Raw genomic sequence first — 17,674 nt, forward strand, 5'->3', positions numbered from 1 at the left:
GCCCGGTGATAGCGGTCGGACGGTGAGATATCGTGTACGGGGAGTAAGAAACAAACGGCATGGCCTGTTTTTGTGGGGCCATCGCGCCCCCAGGAGACTCCCTTCTATGGCCAGGCAGTTACGAGCCGAACAGACCCGTACGGCGATCATCACCGCGGCCGCGGACCTGTTCGACCGACGTGGATACGAGTCGACAAGTCTGAGCGACATCGTCGAGCACGCCCAAGTCACCAAGGGCGCCCTCTACTTCCACTTCGCCGCGAAGCAGGACCTCGCCCACGTCATCCTGGAGCTCCAGTCCAGGAACCTGCAACGGCTGGCCGCGGAGATGGGCAGCCGCGGCACCACCGCCCTCGAGGCCCTGATCCGCACCACGTTCGCGATGGCCCGCCTCTTTGTCGAGGGCCCGGTCCCGCGCGCGGGACTCCGGCTCGCCACCGACGGACTGGCCCTCCCACCTGCCGTTCCGCACCCGTTCACGCAGTGCCTGGAGTTCACCACCCGCACGCTCCATGCCGCGGTCAAGGAGACCGATCTCCACACGGACATCGATGTCGAGGCCGCCGCCCACTCCCTCGTGTCCTCCCTGGTCGGCACCCGTGTCGTCGGGCACCACCTCGAACCCGTCACCCGCCACCCGCGCCGGCTCGCCGAGATGTGGCACCTCCTGATCCGCGGCATGGTGACGGTGCCCCGCCGCGCCCGCTATCTCAGCCTCGTCACCCAGCTGGAGCGGGAGATCAGAACCGTCTGATCCGGGCGGTACGGTGGCGCCCATGCCCCAGACCCCGCCCGCCCCCGCGGCTCCCGTGATCCTCGGTGACGAACCCGGCTCGTTCCCGCACAGTGTGCTCGCCGAACGGCACCCCGCGATCGTGCGTCAGGTGCGGGAGGCGTTCCCCTACGGCCCCGAACAGCACCGCGCGCTCGACGCCCTTCTCGAGAACTGCACGAAGGGCACTGTGGAACCGCTCGCGGACGACTCGCGCGACCGCGCCGATTGGTCGGTCTGGGGAGCCGACACCTACGCCGGCCGCTCCTGGTTCGACATCCCCTGGCTCTGGTCCGAGAGCTGGTTCTACCGCCGGCTCCTCGACGCCGTCGGCTACTTCACCCCGGGCCCCTGGCAAGGCATCGACCCCTTCCGCCCGTTCAAGCTCGCAGAACTGGACGCCCCAGAGACGGACGAGGAGTTGGCCGCCCTCGACTCCCTCGAAGGCCGCCCCGTCGACGAACGGGCCACGGCCCTGCTGCACGGCTCCCTCTGGGGCAACCGCGCCGACCTCGGCTTCCGGCTCTCCGACGCCGACGCCGAAGGCCGGGACGCCGCCCCGGGCCTGGTCGCCGACGACAGCGCCGCCCTGTGGCCGCTCCTCGACGGCACCGGCACCCTCTGCCTCGTCGCCGACAACGCCGGCCGTGAACTCGTCCCCGACCTCCTGCTGATCGCCCACCTCCTCGCCCACGGTCGCGTCCGACGGGCCGTCCTGCACGTCAAGCCGTACCCGTACTACGTCTCCGACGCCACGACCGCCGACGTGATCGACGCCGTGCGCCGCCTGGCCGGGGCGCCGGGCGCGGCCTCCACATACGGCCGCACCCTGTGGTCGGCCCTCACCGACGGCACCCTCACCGTCCGCGCCCATCCCTTCTCCTGCGCCCCGCTGCCGTACGAGGCCATGCCCGACGACCTCCGCGCGGAGTTCGCCGAAGCCACGCTGACCGTCTTGAAGGGCGACCTCAACTACCGCCGTCTGGTGGGCGATCGGAAGTGGCCGCCCACGACGTCCTTCGCCGATGTCACCGCATATTTCCCGGGCCCGGTGGCGGCCCTGCGCACCCTGAAGTCCGACGTGATCACCGGCCTGACCCCCGAGACGGAGGCCGAGCTGGTGGCGGCGGAGGGACAGCGGTGGCGGACCGGCGGCACGCATGCGCTGATCCAGGTGCGGGCGGTCAAACGGCCTGCACAGGAAGCGACTTGAGCCCGTTGATGAAGTTCGACACCAGCCGCCCGGCCGGTCCCGCGGTCCGCAGGACCGGCAGCACCCGCAGCGCCTCCGTGTAGAGCACCCGTAGCTGCAGCCGCGCGAAGTGCGCGCCGAGGCAGACGTGCGGGCCGTCCCCGAAGGACACGTGCGGGTTCGGCGCACGGGACAGATCGAGCCGGTCCGGTGCCTCGAACGCACGCTCGTCACGGTTGGCGGAGGCGTGGAAGACGACCACCTTGTCACCCGCTGGAATCCGCCGCCTGGCCAGCTCGGTGTCCCGCACGGCGGTGCGCCGGAAGGTGAGCACAGGCGGATACCAGCGCAGCAACTCCTCGACTGCGGCGCCGAGTTCATGGCTCCCGTCCCGCAGTCGCTCGTACGCCCGCGGGTGCTCGGCCAAGGTCAGCAGTCCGCCGGGTGCCGCGCTGCGGACGGTGTCGTTGCCGGCGATCGTGAGCAGGAAGAAGAACATCTCCAGCTCGGCGTCGGCGAGTTCGGCGTCGTGGGCGAGGGCCGTCATGACGTCGTCGGCGGGATACCGCCTTTTGTAGGCGGCGAGTCGGCGCGCGTAGGCGAACATGTCCTTGAGCATCGCGGGCGACCGCGGATTCACCGGTTTCCCCGCCGCGTCGAGCACGGGGGCGTCGGCCTCGTCCGGGTCCTGGTAGCCGATGACCCGCCGGGTCCAGTGCAGGAGCAGTCCGCGTTCGCGTTCCGGGACGCCGAGCAGGTCGGCGAGGTTGAGCAGGGCGTAGTCGTCGGTCACCGCGGCGACGAGGTCGACGGTGCCGTCCCCGGCGCGGGCGGTCTCCAGAGCGCCGGCGAACAGGGTGCGGGCGCGTTCCTCGGCCACCTGGGTGAAGCGGCCGATGCGGCCCGGTGTGAAGGCCCGGCTGACGAGCCGCCTCAACCTCCCGTGCTGCGGCGGATCCTGATTGAGCATCATGCGCCGGATGAACGGCAGGTCGTCCGGATCCGGATCGCGGATCTGGGTGGCACCGAGGTGTGAGGAGTAGGCCGCCGAGTCCTTGAGTACCCGTACGACGTCCGTGTGCCGGGTCACCGCCCAGAACCCGGGCCCGGCCGGCCACCCCAGCACCTCCGGCTCGTCCAGCCGGACCACGGGGTGGTGATCGCGCAGGAGGCGATAGGCGTCGTACGGCACCCCGGTGGCGTACCGCCGGGGGTCGAACACTTCGAGTCCGGCCGCGGTGGAGGTCATACGACCCACGGTGGCCCACGGGTTCCGGCCACGCCACCCTCGTATGCTCCGGACTTCCACGATTCGGCCGGGTTGTATGTAGTGATCATGCCAATCGAGCGGTCATCATGCGCGGATGGCGTCACGTCCCTTGTGTTCGGGAAGAGGAAAGGCGGCGGCCGCCGCGATCGCCCTCGCGCTCGCGCTCACGGCCTGCGGCGACGACAACGACTCCGCGTCCACGGACGACGGGCGGCGGGCGGTCACCGTGGCCGCGCTGCCCCTGGTCGACTGCGCCATGCTCTACCTCGCGCAGGACCGCGGCCTGTTCGAGAAGGAGGGCCTGGACGTCCGCATCCAGCAGATCCAGCAGAGCCTGCAGGCGCTTCCGGCCCTGTCCAAAGGGCAGATCGACATGGTCGCGAGCGCGAACTACGTGACCTACTTCCAGGCCCATGAGAAGGGCACCCTCGACATCCGCGTCGTCGCCGAGGCGATCAGGGCCGCGCCGAAGATGATGGACGTCCTGGTGCCCGAGGACTCCGACATCAAGTCCGTCGCCGACCTCACGGGACGAAAACTCGCCGTCAATGTCCTCAACAACGTCCAGACACTCACCTTCAACGAGATCCTCGCCGAACAGGGCGCCCCCGGAAAGCCCGTCTACCGGCAGATCCCCTTCCCGCAGATGGGCACCGCCCTCGACAAGGGCCAGGTCGACGCCGTGCACGCGGTCGAGCCCTTCGACAGCGCCATCCAGGACGAGCTGGGGGCGCGGGTGCTGGTGGACGGGGCGGCGGCGCCGGTGCAGAACATCCCGCTCAGCGGCTACATCACCACCGAGGAGTACGCCTCCGAGAACGCCGGGACGCTGGCCGCGTTCCAGCGGGCCCTCAAGGCGGCGGTGAAGATCGCCGATTCGGATCCCGACGCCGTGCGGAAGATCCTGCCGACCTACACCAAGGTGACCGAGAAGCAGGCCGAGTCGATCGACCTGCCGGTGTTCCCCGAGACCATGGACGGCGCACAGATCGGCCGGATCACTCAACTCATGCGGAAGCAGGGGATGTTGAGCAAACAGATTGATCCGGTCACGCTCCTGGTGAAGTGACGTGAAGTGACGTGAAGTGACGTGAAGCGGACGGGGCGACGGTGGGAGTGGGGGCTGGGCGCGCTCGGCGTCCTGCTCGCCTTCGCCGTGTGCGAGGTCGTGAGCAGGGCGGGGATCGTCCGCCGCGCCTATCTCCCACCCGCCTCCGAAGTCCTGGGCAGAGCGGTGGAGTTGGCGGGCGACGGGTTGTTCCTGCAGTACGTCGCCGAGACCCTCCGAGCCTGGGCGCTGGGCCTGGGGCTGGCCTGCGCCATCGCCGTCCCCCTGGGCCTCCTCTTCGGCAGCGTGCCGGTGGTCGACGCGGCGGTACGCGCGATCGTGGAATTCCTGCGCCCCCTACCATCGGTGGCGCTGATCCCCCTGGTCTCCCTGCTCCTGGGCTCGGGCACGGAGACGAAGGTCGCGCTCATCACCTACGCCTCCGTCTGGCCGATCCTCTTCAACACCGTCTACGGCCTCGGCGAGACCGACCCGCTGGCCAAGGAGACCTTGCGCGCCTTCGGCTTCGGCCGCCTCTCGGTCCTCCTGCGGGTCGAACTCCCCGGCACGGCCCCCTTCATCGCCGCCGGCATCCGCATCTCCGCCGCCGTCGCCCTCGTCCTCGCCGTCGCCACCGAGATCCTGGCCGGCTTCGGCGAGGGCCTCGGCATCTTCATCGCCCAGGCGAGCCTGGCCACGGACGGCACGCGGGACGTCCTGGCGGGGGTGGTGTGGGCCGGGGCGCTCGGGCTGGTCATCAACGGGGTGCTGGTGTGGGGCGAGCGACGGCTGTTCCCGTGGACGCCGGCGCACCGGGGTGACGGAGTGACGGAGTGATGGGATGAGCGGTGGGCGGGGGACGGGCGACCGAGAGGAGGGGGCGGGGCAGAGGGCGTGGGGTTCGGGAGCGGCAGGGCCTGATGGCGGTGGCGCGGAGGAGGTTGCGGCCGGGGGCGGTCGCGGTGGAGAGGAGGGGGCGGGGGAGAGGGCGTGGGGTTCGGGAGCGGCAGGGCCTGATGGCGGTGGCGCGGAGGAGGTTGCGGCCGGGGCCGGTCGCGCCGGCGAGGAGGGGGCCGCGGAAGGTGTGCGTGCTCCGGGGGCGGCTGAGCGCGGCCTCGCACCCGCCCCGGTGTCGGGCCCGAGCGAGGCCGGGCAGCGCAGGGAGCGGGGTCCCGCGGGCGGTGGACCGGCGCAGCAGGGAGCCGCACAACCTGGCGGACTGCTCACGCGGATGCGGCCGCCCCGAGGCTCCGCGCGCCGGAGTCGAGGGCGTCGGAGTCGAGGGCGTCGGAGCCGAGTGAACGGGACGGCTGAGCCCCGAACCCGGCAGGCCCTGCTGCGCAGGCGCACCCCGGCCGCGCTCCGGCACGCCCTCCTCCGCTGGTTCGTGCTCGCGCTCGCCGTGGCCGTCTGGGAGGCGGCCGCCCGGGCGCACGCCAGCGTCTACTTCCCGCCGCCCGGCCGGATCGCCCGCCACGCCCACGACCTGTGGTTCTCCGGCCCCGCCCGCCACGCGTTCCTCTCCGAGGCCGCCGTCGCCGACATCCTGCCCAGCCTCGGCCGGATGGGCGCCGGGTTCGGGATCGCCGCCGTCACCGGGATCGCGCTCGGCGTCGCGGTGGGGCGGTCGCGGCGGGCGTATGCGCTGTGCAATCCGGTGCTGCAGTTCGCGCGGGCCGTACCACCGCCCGCCCTGGTCCCGGTCTTCGTCGTGGTCTTCGACTTCGGTACGCCGATGCAGATCGCGTCGATCGTGTTCAGCGCCGTCTGGCCGGTGCTGATCAACACCGCGGAGGGCGTCCGCAACACCGACCCGTTGCGTCTCGACGTCGCCGCCGTCCTCCGCCTGAACCCCGTCGAACGGCTCTGGTTCCTCATCCTCCCCTCCGCGCTGCCCCGCATCTTCGCGGGCCTGCGCCTGAGTCTTTCCCTCTCCCTGATCCTCATGGTGTTCTCGGAACTGCTGCCGGGCACCGCCAACGGCATCGGCTTCGCCCTCACCGACGCCCAGACCCGCTCCGACCTGCTCACGGTATGGGCGGCCCTGGTCCTGCTCGGCGCCCTCGGCCATCTGCTCAACACGGGCCTGCTGGCGGTCGAGAAACGGCTCGTCGGCAGGGGGAGGGCGACGCCCGCATGACCACCCGTACGCAGCCACCCCCATCCCCATCCCCGTCCCCACCCCACGACCCCCGGGCCAGGTGACGCACCCGCATGCTCCGCCTCGACGCGGTCGGCCAGTACTACGGCGACCACCCGGTCCTCACCGACCTCACCCTCACCGTCCCCGACGGCCAACTCCTGTGTGTTGTCGGGCCGTCCGGCTGCGGCAAGTCCACCCTCCTGCGCACCGTCGCCGGACTGCTGCCCGCCCGCGAGGGCAGGGTCACCGTCGACGGCACCCCCGTCACCGGTGTCCCCGACCGGCTCGCGGTCGTCTTCCAGGACTACGGCCGCTCCCTCTACCCCTGGCTCACCGTCCGCGACAACGTCGCCCTCCCCCTGCGCCGCCGGGGCCTGGGAAGAGCCGAGCGTCGCGCCGAGGCCGAGCGCATCCTGGAACGCGTCGGCCTCGACGGCGCCGCCAGACGCCACCCCTGGCAGCTCTCCGGTGGCATGCAGCAGCGCGTCGCCATCGCCCGGGCCCTGGTCTGCCGCCCCTCGCTCCTGCTCATGGACGAACCCTTCGGCTCCCTCGACGCCCAGACCCGCGAGGACCTGGAGGACCTCCTGCTGGAGGTCCACCGCACCGACGGCACGACCATCGTCTTCGTCACCCACGACATCGACGAGAGCGTCTACGTGGGCGACCGCGTGGTCGTCCTCTCCCCGGGCCCCGGCTCCCGCATCGTCCTCGACCTCCCCGTCCGACTCCCGGGCAAGCGCGAGCAGATCACCACCCGCGGCCTGCCGGAGTTCGTGGCCCTCCGGGCGGAGGTGGGACGGGCGGTACGGGGCGGGCGCGCAGGCGGTCCGCCGGAAGGGCCGTGATCCGGGGACACTGCCGACCGCGACGGACTCCACCCGGCCCGGCACGCAGGGCCGCGAACCGAGCCCGCGCGCCCGGTACTCGGCCGACCGCACAACCGGCACCCGGCACCCGGCCCCGGCACACGGCCCGCGCCGCCCCCACCTCCGTCAGCTCACCCGCACGTCCTGCCACACCAGCCGGTGGTCCGAGGTCGGCTGGTTCGCCCCGCCCCCGACCAGCCGGTACAGCGGGTCGTCCGTCGTCGGCCAGAACACGCCGTTGTCCAGCGGCTCCAGCCCCTTCGACGGCAGGACGTGGTCGACCCGCAGATTCCCGGGCGCGTTGTCGTTGAAGTCGGACGTGTCGTACGCCGGGTCGCCGATGTGGGAGGCGTTGGCGCCGCCCTGGAGCCGCGCCGCCTCCACCCCGCCCGCGCTGGCCGGAGGCGTGGCGGGAAGCCGGATCGCCGGGTGCTCCAGCAACTGCCGTACGGCATGGTCGTAACTGTCCCCGTCGTACGGATCCGCGTTGAGGTCACCCGCGATCACGAACCGCGACCCCGGCCGCAGACCACCGCGGCACCCCTTGTCGTCGTACAGGTAGGAGCTGCGGCGAGGGCCCGAGATGTAGTCGGCCCACAGGCGTATCTCGTCGTGGTTGCGCCGGCCGTTGCGGTCCTCCGGGCCGTCGAAGGTGGGCGGTGTCGGGTGCGAGACGAGGAAGTGCACGGTGGAGTGGCCGATGCGGACCGGTACGTCCCAGTGGCTCTTGGACGACAGCCGGAAGACCGCGCGGGCCTCGTCGCTGTAGTAACCGGGCGGCATCACATGGCCCGGCATGTCCTTCCACAGGAAGCGCTGGAAGGAGCGCACCGCGCGGGCGTCGATCGGGTACTTGGAGAGCACGAGCATGCCGTACTGCCCCGGGAACCAGCCGTACCCGAAGGCGTCCTGCCCGTACGCGTCCGAACCCGGCGTGGTGACCGCCCCGTTGCGCCCGTCGAGGTCCACGCCGGAGGCGACGCCCGTGTTGACCGGCCCGGTGAAGTGGTACGGGAAGCGGATCGGCGCCGCCCCGCGCTGGCCGACGGCTAGATAGTTCCGCAGGAACAGCCGGGCCGCCGTACCCGCGTCGTCATAGTCGAACTCGTTGATCAGCAGCACGTCCGGGTCGACCCGCTGGATGGTCTCCGCGGCGTTGCGCGCCTGGGCGTTGTCCGGGGTGGACAGGTCGGTGACGAGCGCGCCCTGGGTGCCGCGGTTCAGGGACGCGTTGAAGGTCGCGAAGCGCACCGTGCGGCGGCCGGACGCCGACGCGGGGACCGCGGTGGCCCCGGCGAGCGCCGCACCGGCGACGGCGGCGAGCGCGGTACGGCGGGAGAGGGCTCTGTGGTCGTGGTTCATCGGGACTCCGGGGTGGAGGGGACACGTGAACGGGTGAAGTCTGCGCGCGTAGAGATGAACGCCACAAGCCCCTTCGAGAACTCCCGAGTTCAGCCCTGATTCACGCGATGGTGTGATCATGTGCCGTGTCGCGGATGCCCCCGGAAGGGCCTGGGTAGGGCCCCGCCCATGACGCAGAAGCCCTTCGAACTCCCGCACTTCTACATGCCGTACCCCGCGCGGCTGAACCCGCATGTCGAGGAGGCCCGCGCCCACTCGACGCAGTGGGCCCGCGACATGGGCATGCTGGAGGGATCCGGGGTCTGGGAGCAGTCCGACCTCGACGCACACGACTACGGACTGCTCTGCGCCTACACCCACCCCGACTGTGACGGCCCCGCCCTGTCGCTGATCACCGACTGGTACGTGTGGGTCTTCTTCTTCGACGACCACTTCCTGGAGATCTTCAAGCGCACCCAGGACCGCGCCGGAGGCAAGGCCTACCTCGACCGGCTCCCGCTGTTCATGCCGATGGACCTCGCCACCCCGATGCCCGAGCCGGAGAACCCCGTCGAGGCGGGCCTCGCCGACCTGTGGACCCGGACCGTGCCCGCCATGTCGGCCGACTGGCGCCGCCGTTTCGCGATCGCCACCGAGCATCTGCTCAACGAGTCCCTGTGGGAGCTCTCCAACATCAACGAGGGCCGGATCGCCAACCCGGTCGAGTACATCGAGATGCGCCGCAAGGTGGGCGGCGCCCCCTGGTCTGCGGGGCTGGTCGAGTACGCGACCGCCGAAGTGCCCGTCTCCGTCGCCGAGTCGAGGCCGCTGAGGGTCCTGATGGAGACGTTCTCCGACGCCGTCCATCTGCGCAACGACCTCTTCTCCTACCAGCGGGAGGTCGAGGACGAGGGGGAGAACAGCAACGGCGTACTGGTCCTGGAGACCTTCTTCGGCTGCACCACGCAGCAGGCGGCTGACACCGTCAACGACGTCCTCACCTCCCGCCTCCACCAGTTCGAGCACACCGCCCTCACCGAAGTGCCCGCGCTCGCCCTGGAGAAAGGTCTCGCCCCGGGCGAGATCGCCGCGGTCGCCGCCTACACCAAGGGACTCCAGGACTGGCAGTCCGGGGGCCACGAGTGGCATCTGCGCTCCAGCCGCTACATGAACGAGGGCGCCACCGGCACCTCGCCCTGGCACGGCCTCACCGGCCCCGGCACCTCCGCCGCCGACATCGGCGCCCTGCTCGCCTCGGCCGCCGCGGAACGTCTGCGCGCGTACACGCACGTCCCGTACCAGAAGGTCGGCCCGTCCCTGCTCCCCGACTTCCACATGCCCTTCGAGGTGGAGCACAGCCCGCACCTGGCCGCCGCCCGCCCCCGGCTCACCGCGTGGATGCACCGCATGGGCATGCTCCAGGAAGGCGTCTGGGACGAGGACCGGCTCGCCGCGGCCGATCTGGCGCTGTGCTCGGCGGGGCTGGACCCGGACGCCACCCCGGAGGCCCTCGACCTCAGCGCCCAGTGGCTCGCCTGGGGCACCTACGGCGACGACTACTACCCCCTGGTCTTCGGCCACCGCCGCGACCTCGCCGCCGCCCGGCTGGTCACCCAGCGTCTGTCGGACTGCATGCCGGTGGCGGGCGAGGGGATCCCGGTGCCCCTGAACGGCATGGAACGCGGCCTCATCGACCTGTGGGCGCGCACCACGGCGGAGATGACCCCCGACCAGCGGCGCTCCCTCAAGGACGACGTGAACGTCATGACCGAGAGCTGGGTCTGGGAGCTCTCCAACCAGATCCAGAACCGGATCCCCGACCCGGTCGACTACCTGGAGATGCGCCGCGCCACCTTCGGCGCCGACCTCACCATGGGCCTGTGCCGGATGGGCCACGGCCCCGCCGTCCCACCGGAGGTCTACCGCAGCGGCCCGGTCCGCTCACTGGAGAACGCCGCCGTCGACTACGCCTGCCTGGTCAACGACGTCTTCTCGTACCAGAAGGAGATCGAGTACGAGGGCGAGGTCCACAACGCGATCCTCGTCGTGCAGAACTTCTTCGGCATCGACTACCCGACCGCGCTCGGCGTCGTCCACGACCTGATGACCCAGCGCATGCAGCAGTTCCAGCATGTCGCCGCGCATGAACTCCCCGTCGTCTACGACGACTTCGCCCTCTCGGACGAGGCCCGCGAGATCATGCGCCACTACGTCCTCGACCTCCAGAACTGGATGGCGGGCATCCTCCACTGGCACCGCACCGTCGACCGCTACAAGCCCGACCATCTGGCCCGCCGGGCCCACGGCTTCCTCCCGGACCGACCCCCGGTCCCGGCAGGTCACCGAACGTGACCACGGCCACCCGCAGCGGGAACTGACTCCTCCGCTCACGGTTTCCGAACCTTTTCGTACGGAACGGGATATTCAGGGAACTTCGGCGGGGTGCCAGGAGTCTTCCGGGGTGAAGGGGAACAAGACGACAGAACACACGGGGGTGTTCGACCTTGACCGACATCATCGAGAGGATCACCGAGAGCGACGAGAGCGACGAGAGGGAGCAGGCGGCGGCGCCCGGCGAACTGGTGCCGTACGTCGCGTCGTTGCCCGTCCCGCCCGTCCTGCGGCCCGCCGCCGGCGATGTGCTGCGGGAGACGGAGATCGCGCTGCAGCCGACCTGGGTGCGACTACACCCGCAACTGCCGCCGACCCTGATGTGGGGGTACGAGGGCCTGGTGCCCGGCCCCACCATCGAGGTGCGGCGCGGACAGCGCGTCCGTATCGCCTGGACCAACCGCATTCCCAAGGGCAGCGAATACCCGGTCACCGCCGTCGAGGTACCGGTCCGCCCGGCGGGCACACCGCCCGCCAACACCGAGCCCGGCCGCGAGGGGGTCAAGCCCGACGAGAACGTGGCCGCGCTGCCCGCCTGGTCGGTGACCCATCTGCACGGCGCACAGACCGGCGGCGGCAACGACGGCTGGGCGGACAACGCCGTCGGGTCCGGCGACGCCCAGCTCTCCGAGTACCCGAACGACCACCAGGCGGTCCAGTGGTGGTACCACGACCACGCCATGAACATCACCCGGTGGAATGTGATGGCGGGCCTGTACGGCACCTACCTCGTCCGTGACGAGGAGGAGGACGCCCTCCATCTCCCCTGCGGGGAGCGGGAGATCCCGCTGCTGCTCGCCGACCGCAACCTCGACACCGACGAGGACGGCGTCCTCAACGGCCGGCTGCTGCACAAGACGATCGTCGTCAACCCGGCCCACCCGGAGACGGGCAAGCCGGTCACCACACCGTTCCAGGGGCCGTACACCACGGTCAACGGCCGTATCTGGCCGTACGCCGACGTGGACGACGGCTGGTACCGCTTCCGGCTGGTGAACGCGTCCAACGCGCGGATCTACGAACTGGTCCTGGTCGACGAGGACGACAACCCGGTGCCGGGCATCGTCCATCAGATCGGCAGCGACGGCGGACTGCTGCCGCGCCCGGTGCCGATCGACTTCGACGGCGCGCTGCCCGCCCTGACCGCGGCGCCGGCCGAACGCTTCGACCTGCTCGTGGACTTCCGGGGACTCGCGGGCCGCCGGCTCCGGCTGGTCAACAAGGGCCCCAGTCAGCCGGCCGGCGTGCCCGACCCGGTGGGCGGGGTGCGCTATCCGGCGGTCATGGAGTTCCGGGTCCGCGAGTCCTGCGAGACCGACACCTTCGAGCTGCCCGAGGTGCTCTCCGGCTCCTTCCGCCGGCTCACCCACGAGGTGGGGCACGGCCACCGGCTGATCGTGCTCACCCCGCCGGGCACCAAGGGCGGCGGGGGACACCCGGAGATCTGGGAGATGACCGAGGTCGAGGACGCGAGCGGCATCCAGTTCCCCGCCGAGGGCGTCATCCAGATCACCGGCCCGGACGGCACCACGAAGACGTACCGCCGCACCGCCCGCACCTTCAACGACGGCCTGGGCTTCACCATCGCCGAGGGCAGCCACGAACAGTGGAGCTTCCTCAACCTCGCGCCGATCCCGCACCCGATGCACATCCACCTCGCCGACTTCCAGGCGCTCGGGCGGGACCCGTACGTGGTGACGGGCTTCGACCCGGCCGTCGGCGGCACCCGCACACCGATCGCCCACGACCCGGCCACGACGATCCCCCTGGCGCCCAACGAGCGCGGGTACAAGGACGTCTACCGGGTCCCGGGCGGTCAGATGCTGCGCATCATGGGGAAGTTCGACGGCGCGTACGGCCGGTTCATGTACCACTGCCACTTTCTGGAGCACGAGGACATGGGCATGATGCGGCCCTTCGTCGTGCTGCCCCCGGAGGCCCTGAAGTTCGACCACGGCGGCGGCCACCACGGCGGCCACGGGGCGGGGCGCACGGGCTGACCCCGCGAGCAGCCGGCGCCGGCCGGCGTACCGACCGGTCGAGCCTCGAACGTGCGCGGTGCCGAGCGGGCCGAACACCCATGGCTTCCCGTTCCTGACCGCCGGTCAGTCTCACTCGTTCGTGGCTCGTCCGGGGCCCGGGTGCCGGGTAGAGCATCAGCCATGGAACAGACCGCGTTGCGTCCCAAGCCGATGCCCGGCCAGGAGCCCGGCGGCGGCAGCAGGCCTCGCGCCCCCCGGCACCCGCACGCGGCACCCCGCCGCGGCCGGAGGGTGCGGTCCCTGTTGCTCGCGCTGTTCGTCGGGACGGTCCTGGTCCTGTCCGGGGTCGGCCTCGGCACGGTCGGCGCCACGGTGATCGGCATGAGCAGACTCGCCGAGATGCAGCGGCAGACGGCGCAGCGGACCCCGCCGGCCCCGGCCCGCCCGGCCCCGGCGTCTGCGGCGCCCTCGCCGTCCCCGCCGTCCTCGCCGGCCTCCGTGTCGCCCAGCCCGTCCTCGGTGCCCGTCGCCGCGACCCTCGGGCTGGAGGCCGTGGACGCCGAGAAGACGGGCGCCCTGATCGTCGGCGTGCATGTCCCGGGCCCGGGCTACGCGGCGGGCCTGGTGCGGGGCGACGTACTCCTCCAGATCGGCAAGGCCCGCGTCGATTCCGCCGCCGACCTCGCCCGCGTCGTGGCCGAGGCCCGCCCCGGCAAGGAGCTGACCCTGACGGTCCGTCACCGCAGCGGCGGCTACCAGCAGTTGACCGCCGTGCCCGGCGTCGTCACATGACCACCCGGAAGTGGCTGGTGAGCCGCCCGGTGTCGTCGAGGATGTGGAAGGCGAACCCCACGGGGGCGTCCCGGTCCGCGATCTGCTCACCCTCCCAGGGCAGCCGCAGCGTCCAGGTCACCCCGGGACCGACGGTCACCGGCCGCCCGGCGAACATGGTCGCCGCAGGCGTATGGGCGTGGCCGACGATCAGCCCGGCGATCTCGGGACGGCGTTCGAGCAGCTCCGCCAGCCGTTCCGGCTCCCGCAGCGGGTAGGAGTCCGGCAGCGGGTGGTGCAGTGCCACCGGGGGGTGATGGAAGGCGAGCAGCGCGCGCCGTCCCTCGCCGAGGCCGTCCAGCGTCGCCTCGATCCAGTCGTACGTCTCCTCGTCCAGGGCGCCTTCGTCCTGCCCCGGGATGCTGGAGTCGCACATCAGCACCGCCGCGCCCGCGAAGATCCGCACGCTGTTGACCGGGCCGTCCGCCGCCGGCAGCCCCAGCAGGGCCTTGCGGTACGGGGCACGGCTGTCATGGTTGCCCGGGCAGGTCAGCACCGGGAAGGGCGCGTCGGCGAGGATCCGCGCGACCTCCTCGTACTCCGCCTCCGTGCCGTGATCCGCGATGTCCCCCGTCACCAGCAGCGCGTCCACCCGTCCCGGCAGCTCCCACAGCCGGTCACGCACCCGCTCCGCGCGCCGCGTGGCCCGTTCGCTTCCGTCCAGATGCAGATCGCTGATGTGCGCGAGTACGAGCACGGTCGTATGCCTCCCCCGAGATGGATGCTAATGGCGTATGTCGATCTAAGCATTAGCTCTAATGTGTGAGCAATCCTCAACCATTAATGAAGGAAAAACGGGTGGTCGCCATCCCCGGCGCGGGCCACGATGAGCCCCATGCCGAGCACCCTCATCGCCTTCCTCGGGGCCTGCACCCTCGTCGCCGCCTCACCCGGACCGAGCACCGTGCTGATCATCAAGCAGTCGTTGCGCAGCAGGCGCTCCGGATTCCTGACCGTGCTCGGCAACGAGACCGGCGTGTTCGTCTGGGGCCTCGTCGCCGCGTTCGGCCTGACCGCGCTGCTGACGGCCTCCGAGGTGGCGTACGACGTCATGCGCGTCGTCGGCGCGGTCGTCCTCGTCGCCTTCGGTGTCCAGGCCCTGCGGCAGGCCCGCCGCGGCAAGGACGGCACGGTCGACGAAGGCTGGGCCGGGGGCGAGAAGAGCGGCTGGGCGGCCTACCGGGGCGGGCTGCTGCTCAACCTCGCCAACCCCAAGGCGGCCGTCTTCGCGATGTCCTTCCTGCCGCAGTTCGTACCGGACGGCGCCCCGCACCTGCCGACCATGGTCGGCCTCGCCGCGCTCTGGGCCCTCTACGAGATCGGCTACTACGGCCTGTACGTGTGGTTCGTCGGCCGGATGCGCACCCTGCTGTCCCGGGCCGGAGTGCGCCGGCGCCTGGAGCAGGTCTCCGGGGGCGTACTGCTCCTGCTCGGCGTCCGGCTGGCGCTGGAGAACTGACGCGATGACCGACACGCCTCCCGAAACGGCCGGTCCCGAAACGGCCGGAGGACCCGCCGGAAGACTCGGCGAACCCCACGAAAGCCCCGCCGACCGGCTCGCGCGGCCCCCGCTGTCCGGGCAGGATGCTGCCCGTAGTGTCTTCGCCCGCCTCGGGAGGTCCGGATGACCGGCAGCACGCCCGCGCCCTTCACCGCCGACGACTACCGGGCCCGCATGGAGCGCGCCGCCCGGGCGGCCGCCGACGCCGGACTCGCGGGGCTCCTCGTGGCCCCCGGCCCGGATCTGGTCTGGCTCACCGGCTACACGCCCACCGCGATCACCGAACGGCTCACCCTGCTGGTCCTCGCCCCCGGCCAGGACCCCGTCCTCGTCGTCCCCACCCTGGAGGCCCCGGACGCCGCCCACGCCACCGGGGCGCCCGCGCTGACCCTGCGGGACTGGACCGACGGCAAGGACCCCTACGCCGCCACCGCCGCCCTTCTCGACCCCGGCGGCCGGTTCGGCATCAGCGACAACGCCTGGGCGATGCATCTGCTGGGCCTTCAGAAGGCGCTGCCCGGCACCTCGTACGCCTCCCTCACCGACGCGCTGCCGATGCTGCGGGCCGTCAAGGACGCGGCGGAGCTGGAGCTGCTGGCGGCCGCGGGAGCAGCCGCTGACGCAACGTTCGAGGAGATCCGCAAGGTTCCCTTCGGCGGCCGCCGGGAGTCCGAGGTCGCCGCCGACCTCGCCGACCTGCTGCGCCGCTTCGGGCACGACCAGGTCGACTTCACGATCGTCGCCTCCGGCCCGAACGGCGCCAACCCGCACCATGAGGTCGGCGACCGCGTCATCGAGCGCGGCGACATGGTCGTCCTCGACTTCGGCGGCCTCAAGGACGGCTACGGCTCGGACACCTCCCGCACGGTCCACGTCGGCGGACCGACCGACGAGGAGCGCCGGGTCCACGACCTCGTCCGCGAGGCTCAGGAAGCCGGTTTCCGGGCCGTGCGGCCCGGCGTCGCCTGCCAGGAGGTCGACCGGGCCGCCCGCAAGGTGATCGCCGACGCCGGGTACGGCGAGTACTTCATCCACCGCACCGGCCACGGCATCGGCGTCACCACGCACGAACCGCCGTACATGATCGAGGGGGAAGAGCGGCCCCTCGTCCCCGGCATGTGCTTCTCCGTGGAACCCGGCGTCTATCTGCCCAGCCGCTTCGGGGTGCGCATCGAGGACATCGTCACCGTCACCGAGGACGGCGGGCGCCGCCTCAACGACACCACCCGCGACATGGTCATAGTGGACTGAGCAGTGGACTGAACAGCGATCAGGAGCCCCAGCACACCCCCGAGTGACTACGGCGCGACCATGACCCAGGCACCGACACCCACCGCGGACACCGTCCGCCGGCTGGTCCGTACCCTCCTCAAGGACGCATCGAGCGGCTCCGGACCCGAGGTCCGGCCCGTCGCCGAGAGCGCCGAGCCCGCCACCTGGTGGGTCGGCAACCGCCATGTGCTGCGTCTCGCCCCCGACCGCGAGGCCGCCCTGCGCCAGCGCCGCGAACTGCGGCTGCGCGACCTCGTCCGCCCGCACGTCCCGGTCGCCGTCCCGACGAGCGTGGCCCACGGCGAGTGGACGCCGGGACTGACCTACACGCTCGACGTCCTGGTCCCCGGCGGCTTTGCGGGTGAGCACGACGTCTCCGCCGTCGGCGAGGCAGATCTGGCCGCCCTGCTCACCGGCCTGCGCGAGGTGCCCGCCCGCCAGGCCGAGACCCTCGGCGTCCCGCGCACCTCCCCGCGCTCCCTGGAGCTGCTGCGCCGCACCGCCGGGAACGCCGCCGAACTCCTCGGTGCCGCCGACGAGTTCGACCCCGGCCGCCTCAACCAGTTCGGCCTGCCGGCCGCCGCCCAGCTCGTCGCGCAGCCCGGCACCGCCGTCCTCGTCCACCACGGCCTCACCCGCGACCACCTCGTCGTCAGTGCCGACGGCCGGGTACGCGGCGTGCTCGGCTGGGCCGACGCCGTCGTCGGCGACCCCGCCGAGGACATCGCGGGCCTCGCCCTGGCCGTGGGTTCCCCCGCCGCCGTCCGCGCCGCCACCCTCGCCGGCTACGGAGCGCGCCCCTGTCTGCGCGGCCTGTGGCTGGCCCGCTGCGACGTCGTGATCCGCCTCGCGGAACGCCTGCGGGGCCGCGACGGCACACCGCTGCCGGAACTGCGGGTACAGCTCCGGCACGCCTGGGAGGCGATCCTGCTGGAACGGGTGACGGAACTGCGCAAGGAGGACGGCGAGGAGGACCTCTAGAGGAGGATCTCCAGATGGGGCCCGTTGGAGGAGGCCCGTTGGAGGAGGATCTCCAGAGGAGCCCCGGGAGGACCCGCGGCC

Annotated in this window: 15 protein-coding genes; 12 read left to right on the forward strand and 3 right to left on the reverse strand. The window is 71.8% G+C overall.

The annotated features are described in order from the left end of the window. Positions 1 to 106: 106 nt before the first annotated feature. Both PH203_RS07100 and PH203_RS07105 read left to right on the forward strand, forming a co-directional pair. Positions 107 to 754 carry a ScbR family autoregulator-binding transcription factor gene (locus tag PH203_RS07100; RefSeq protein ID WP_289917598.1) on the forward strand — a complete coding sequence of 216 codons (648 nt, stop codon included), beginning with the start codon at positions 107 to 109 and terminating at the stop codon, positions 752 to 754. 22 nt (positions 755 to 776) lie between these two features. Beyond that, positions 777 to 1,985 (forward strand): damage-control phosphatase ARMT1 family protein, encoded by a 1,209-nt coding sequence (locus PH203_RS07105; RefSeq protein ID WP_289917600.1) that lies wholly within the window; start codon positions 777 to 779, stop codon positions 1,983 to 1,985. Here the strand turns inward: PH203_RS07105 and PH203_RS07110 are convergent. Then, complete coding sequence (locus PH203_RS07110; protein WP_289917602.1) at positions 1,957 to 3,213, reverse strand: cytochrome P450; 1,257 nt, start codon at positions 3,211 to 3,213, stop codon at positions 1,957 to 1,959. The two genes, PH203_RS07105 and PH203_RS07110, sit on opposite strands and share 29 nt — an antisense overlap. Before the next feature lie 115 nt (positions 3,214 to 3,328). Between PH203_RS07110 and PH203_RS07115 the strand changes: the two genes are divergently transcribed. From PH203_RS07115 to PH203_RS07130, 4 genes are all read left to right on the forward strand, one after another. Further along, positions 3,329 to 4,303: an ABC transporter substrate-binding protein gene (locus tag PH203_RS07115; RefSeq protein ID WP_289917604.1), complete on the forward strand. Its 975-nt coding sequence runs from the start codon at positions 3,329 to 3,331 to the stop codon at positions 4,301 to 4,303. A gap of 21 nt (positions 4,304 to 4,324) precedes the next feature. Further along, a complete protein-coding gene (locus PH203_RS07120) occupies positions 4,325 to 5,119 on the forward strand; it encodes an ABC transporter permease (protein WP_289917606.1) in 795 nt (264 codons plus the stop codon). Positions 5,120 to 5,618: 499 nt separating this feature from the next. After that, complete coding sequence (locus PH203_RS07125) at positions 5,619 to 6,422, forward strand: ABC transporter permease subunit (protein ID WP_289918274.1); 804 nt, start codon at positions 5,619 to 5,621, stop codon at positions 6,420 to 6,422. Positions 6,423 to 6,496: 74 nt separating this feature from the next. After that, complete coding sequence (locus PH203_RS07130; RefSeq protein WP_289917608.1) at positions 6,497 to 7,273, forward strand: ABC transporter ATP-binding protein; 777 nt, start codon at positions 6,497 to 6,499, stop codon at positions 7,271 to 7,273. Between the two features lie 147 nt (positions 7,274 to 7,420). Here the strand turns inward: PH203_RS07130 and PH203_RS07135 are convergent, their stop codons facing one another. Continuing rightward, entirely contained in the window at positions 7,421 to 8,656 is a 1,236-nt protein-coding gene (locus tag PH203_RS07135) for an endonuclease/exonuclease/phosphatase family protein (protein WP_289917611.1), read from the reverse strand. Between the two features lie 168 nt (positions 8,657 to 8,824). On the opposite strand from PH203_RS07135, the gene cyc2 reads away from it, so the two are divergent. The 3 genes from cyc2 (at position 8,825) to PH203_RS07150 (ending at position 13,800) form a co-directional block, all read left to right on the forward strand. Beyond that, positions 8,825 to 10,987: a germacradienol/geosmin synthase Cyc2 gene (gene cyc2 / locus PH203_RS07140; protein WP_289917614.1), complete on the forward strand. Its 2,163-nt coding sequence runs from the start codon at positions 8,825 to 8,827 to the stop codon at positions 10,985 to 10,987. Between the two features lie 152 nt (positions 10,988 to 11,139). Continuing rightward, positions 11,140 to 13,026 (forward strand): O-aminophenol oxidase PhsA, encoded by a 1,887-nt coding sequence (phsA, locus tag PH203_RS07145; RefSeq protein WP_289917615.1) that lies wholly within the window; start codon positions 11,140 to 11,142, stop codon positions 13,024 to 13,026. 162 nt (positions 13,027 to 13,188) lie between these two features. Next, positions 13,189 to 13,800: a PDZ domain-containing protein gene (locus PH203_RS07150; protein WP_289917617.1), complete on the forward strand. Its 612-nt coding sequence runs from the start codon at positions 13,189 to 13,191 to the stop codon at positions 13,798 to 13,800. On the opposite strand, the gene PH203_RS07155 is transcribed toward PH203_RS07150, so the two are convergent. After that, entirely contained in the window at positions 13,793 to 14,536 is a 744-nt protein-coding gene (locus PH203_RS07155) for a phosphodiesterase (RefSeq protein WP_289917620.1), read from the reverse strand. The two genes, PH203_RS07150 and PH203_RS07155, sit on opposite strands and share 8 nt — an antisense overlap. 138 nt (positions 14,537 to 14,674) lie before the next feature. On the opposite strand from PH203_RS07155, the gene PH203_RS07160 reads away from it, so the two are divergent. The 3 genes from PH203_RS07160 (at position 14,675) to PH203_RS07170 (ending at position 17,593) form a co-directional block, all read left to right on the forward strand. Then, entirely contained in the window at positions 14,675 to 15,298 is a 624-nt protein-coding gene (locus PH203_RS07160; RefSeq protein WP_289917622.1) for a LysE family translocator, read from the forward strand. Between the two features lie 165 nt (positions 15,299 to 15,463). Further along, entirely contained in the window at positions 15,464 to 16,591 is a 1,128-nt protein-coding gene (locus tag PH203_RS07165; protein WP_289917623.1) for an aminopeptidase P family protein, read from the forward strand. Between the two features lie 60 nt (positions 16,592 to 16,651). Next, positions 16,652 to 17,593, forward strand: a complete 942-nt coding sequence (locus PH203_RS07170) for an aminoglycoside phosphotransferase family protein (protein ID WP_289917625.1) — start codon at positions 16,652 to 16,654, stop codon at positions 17,591 to 17,593. Positions 17,594 to 17,674 lie beyond the last annotated feature (81 nt).

Source organism: Streptomyces sp. S.PB5 (assembly GCF_030403745.1).
In the GTDB taxonomy this organism is placed as follows: domain Bacteria; phylum Actinomycetota; class Actinomycetes; order Streptomycetales; family Streptomycetaceae; genus Streptomyces.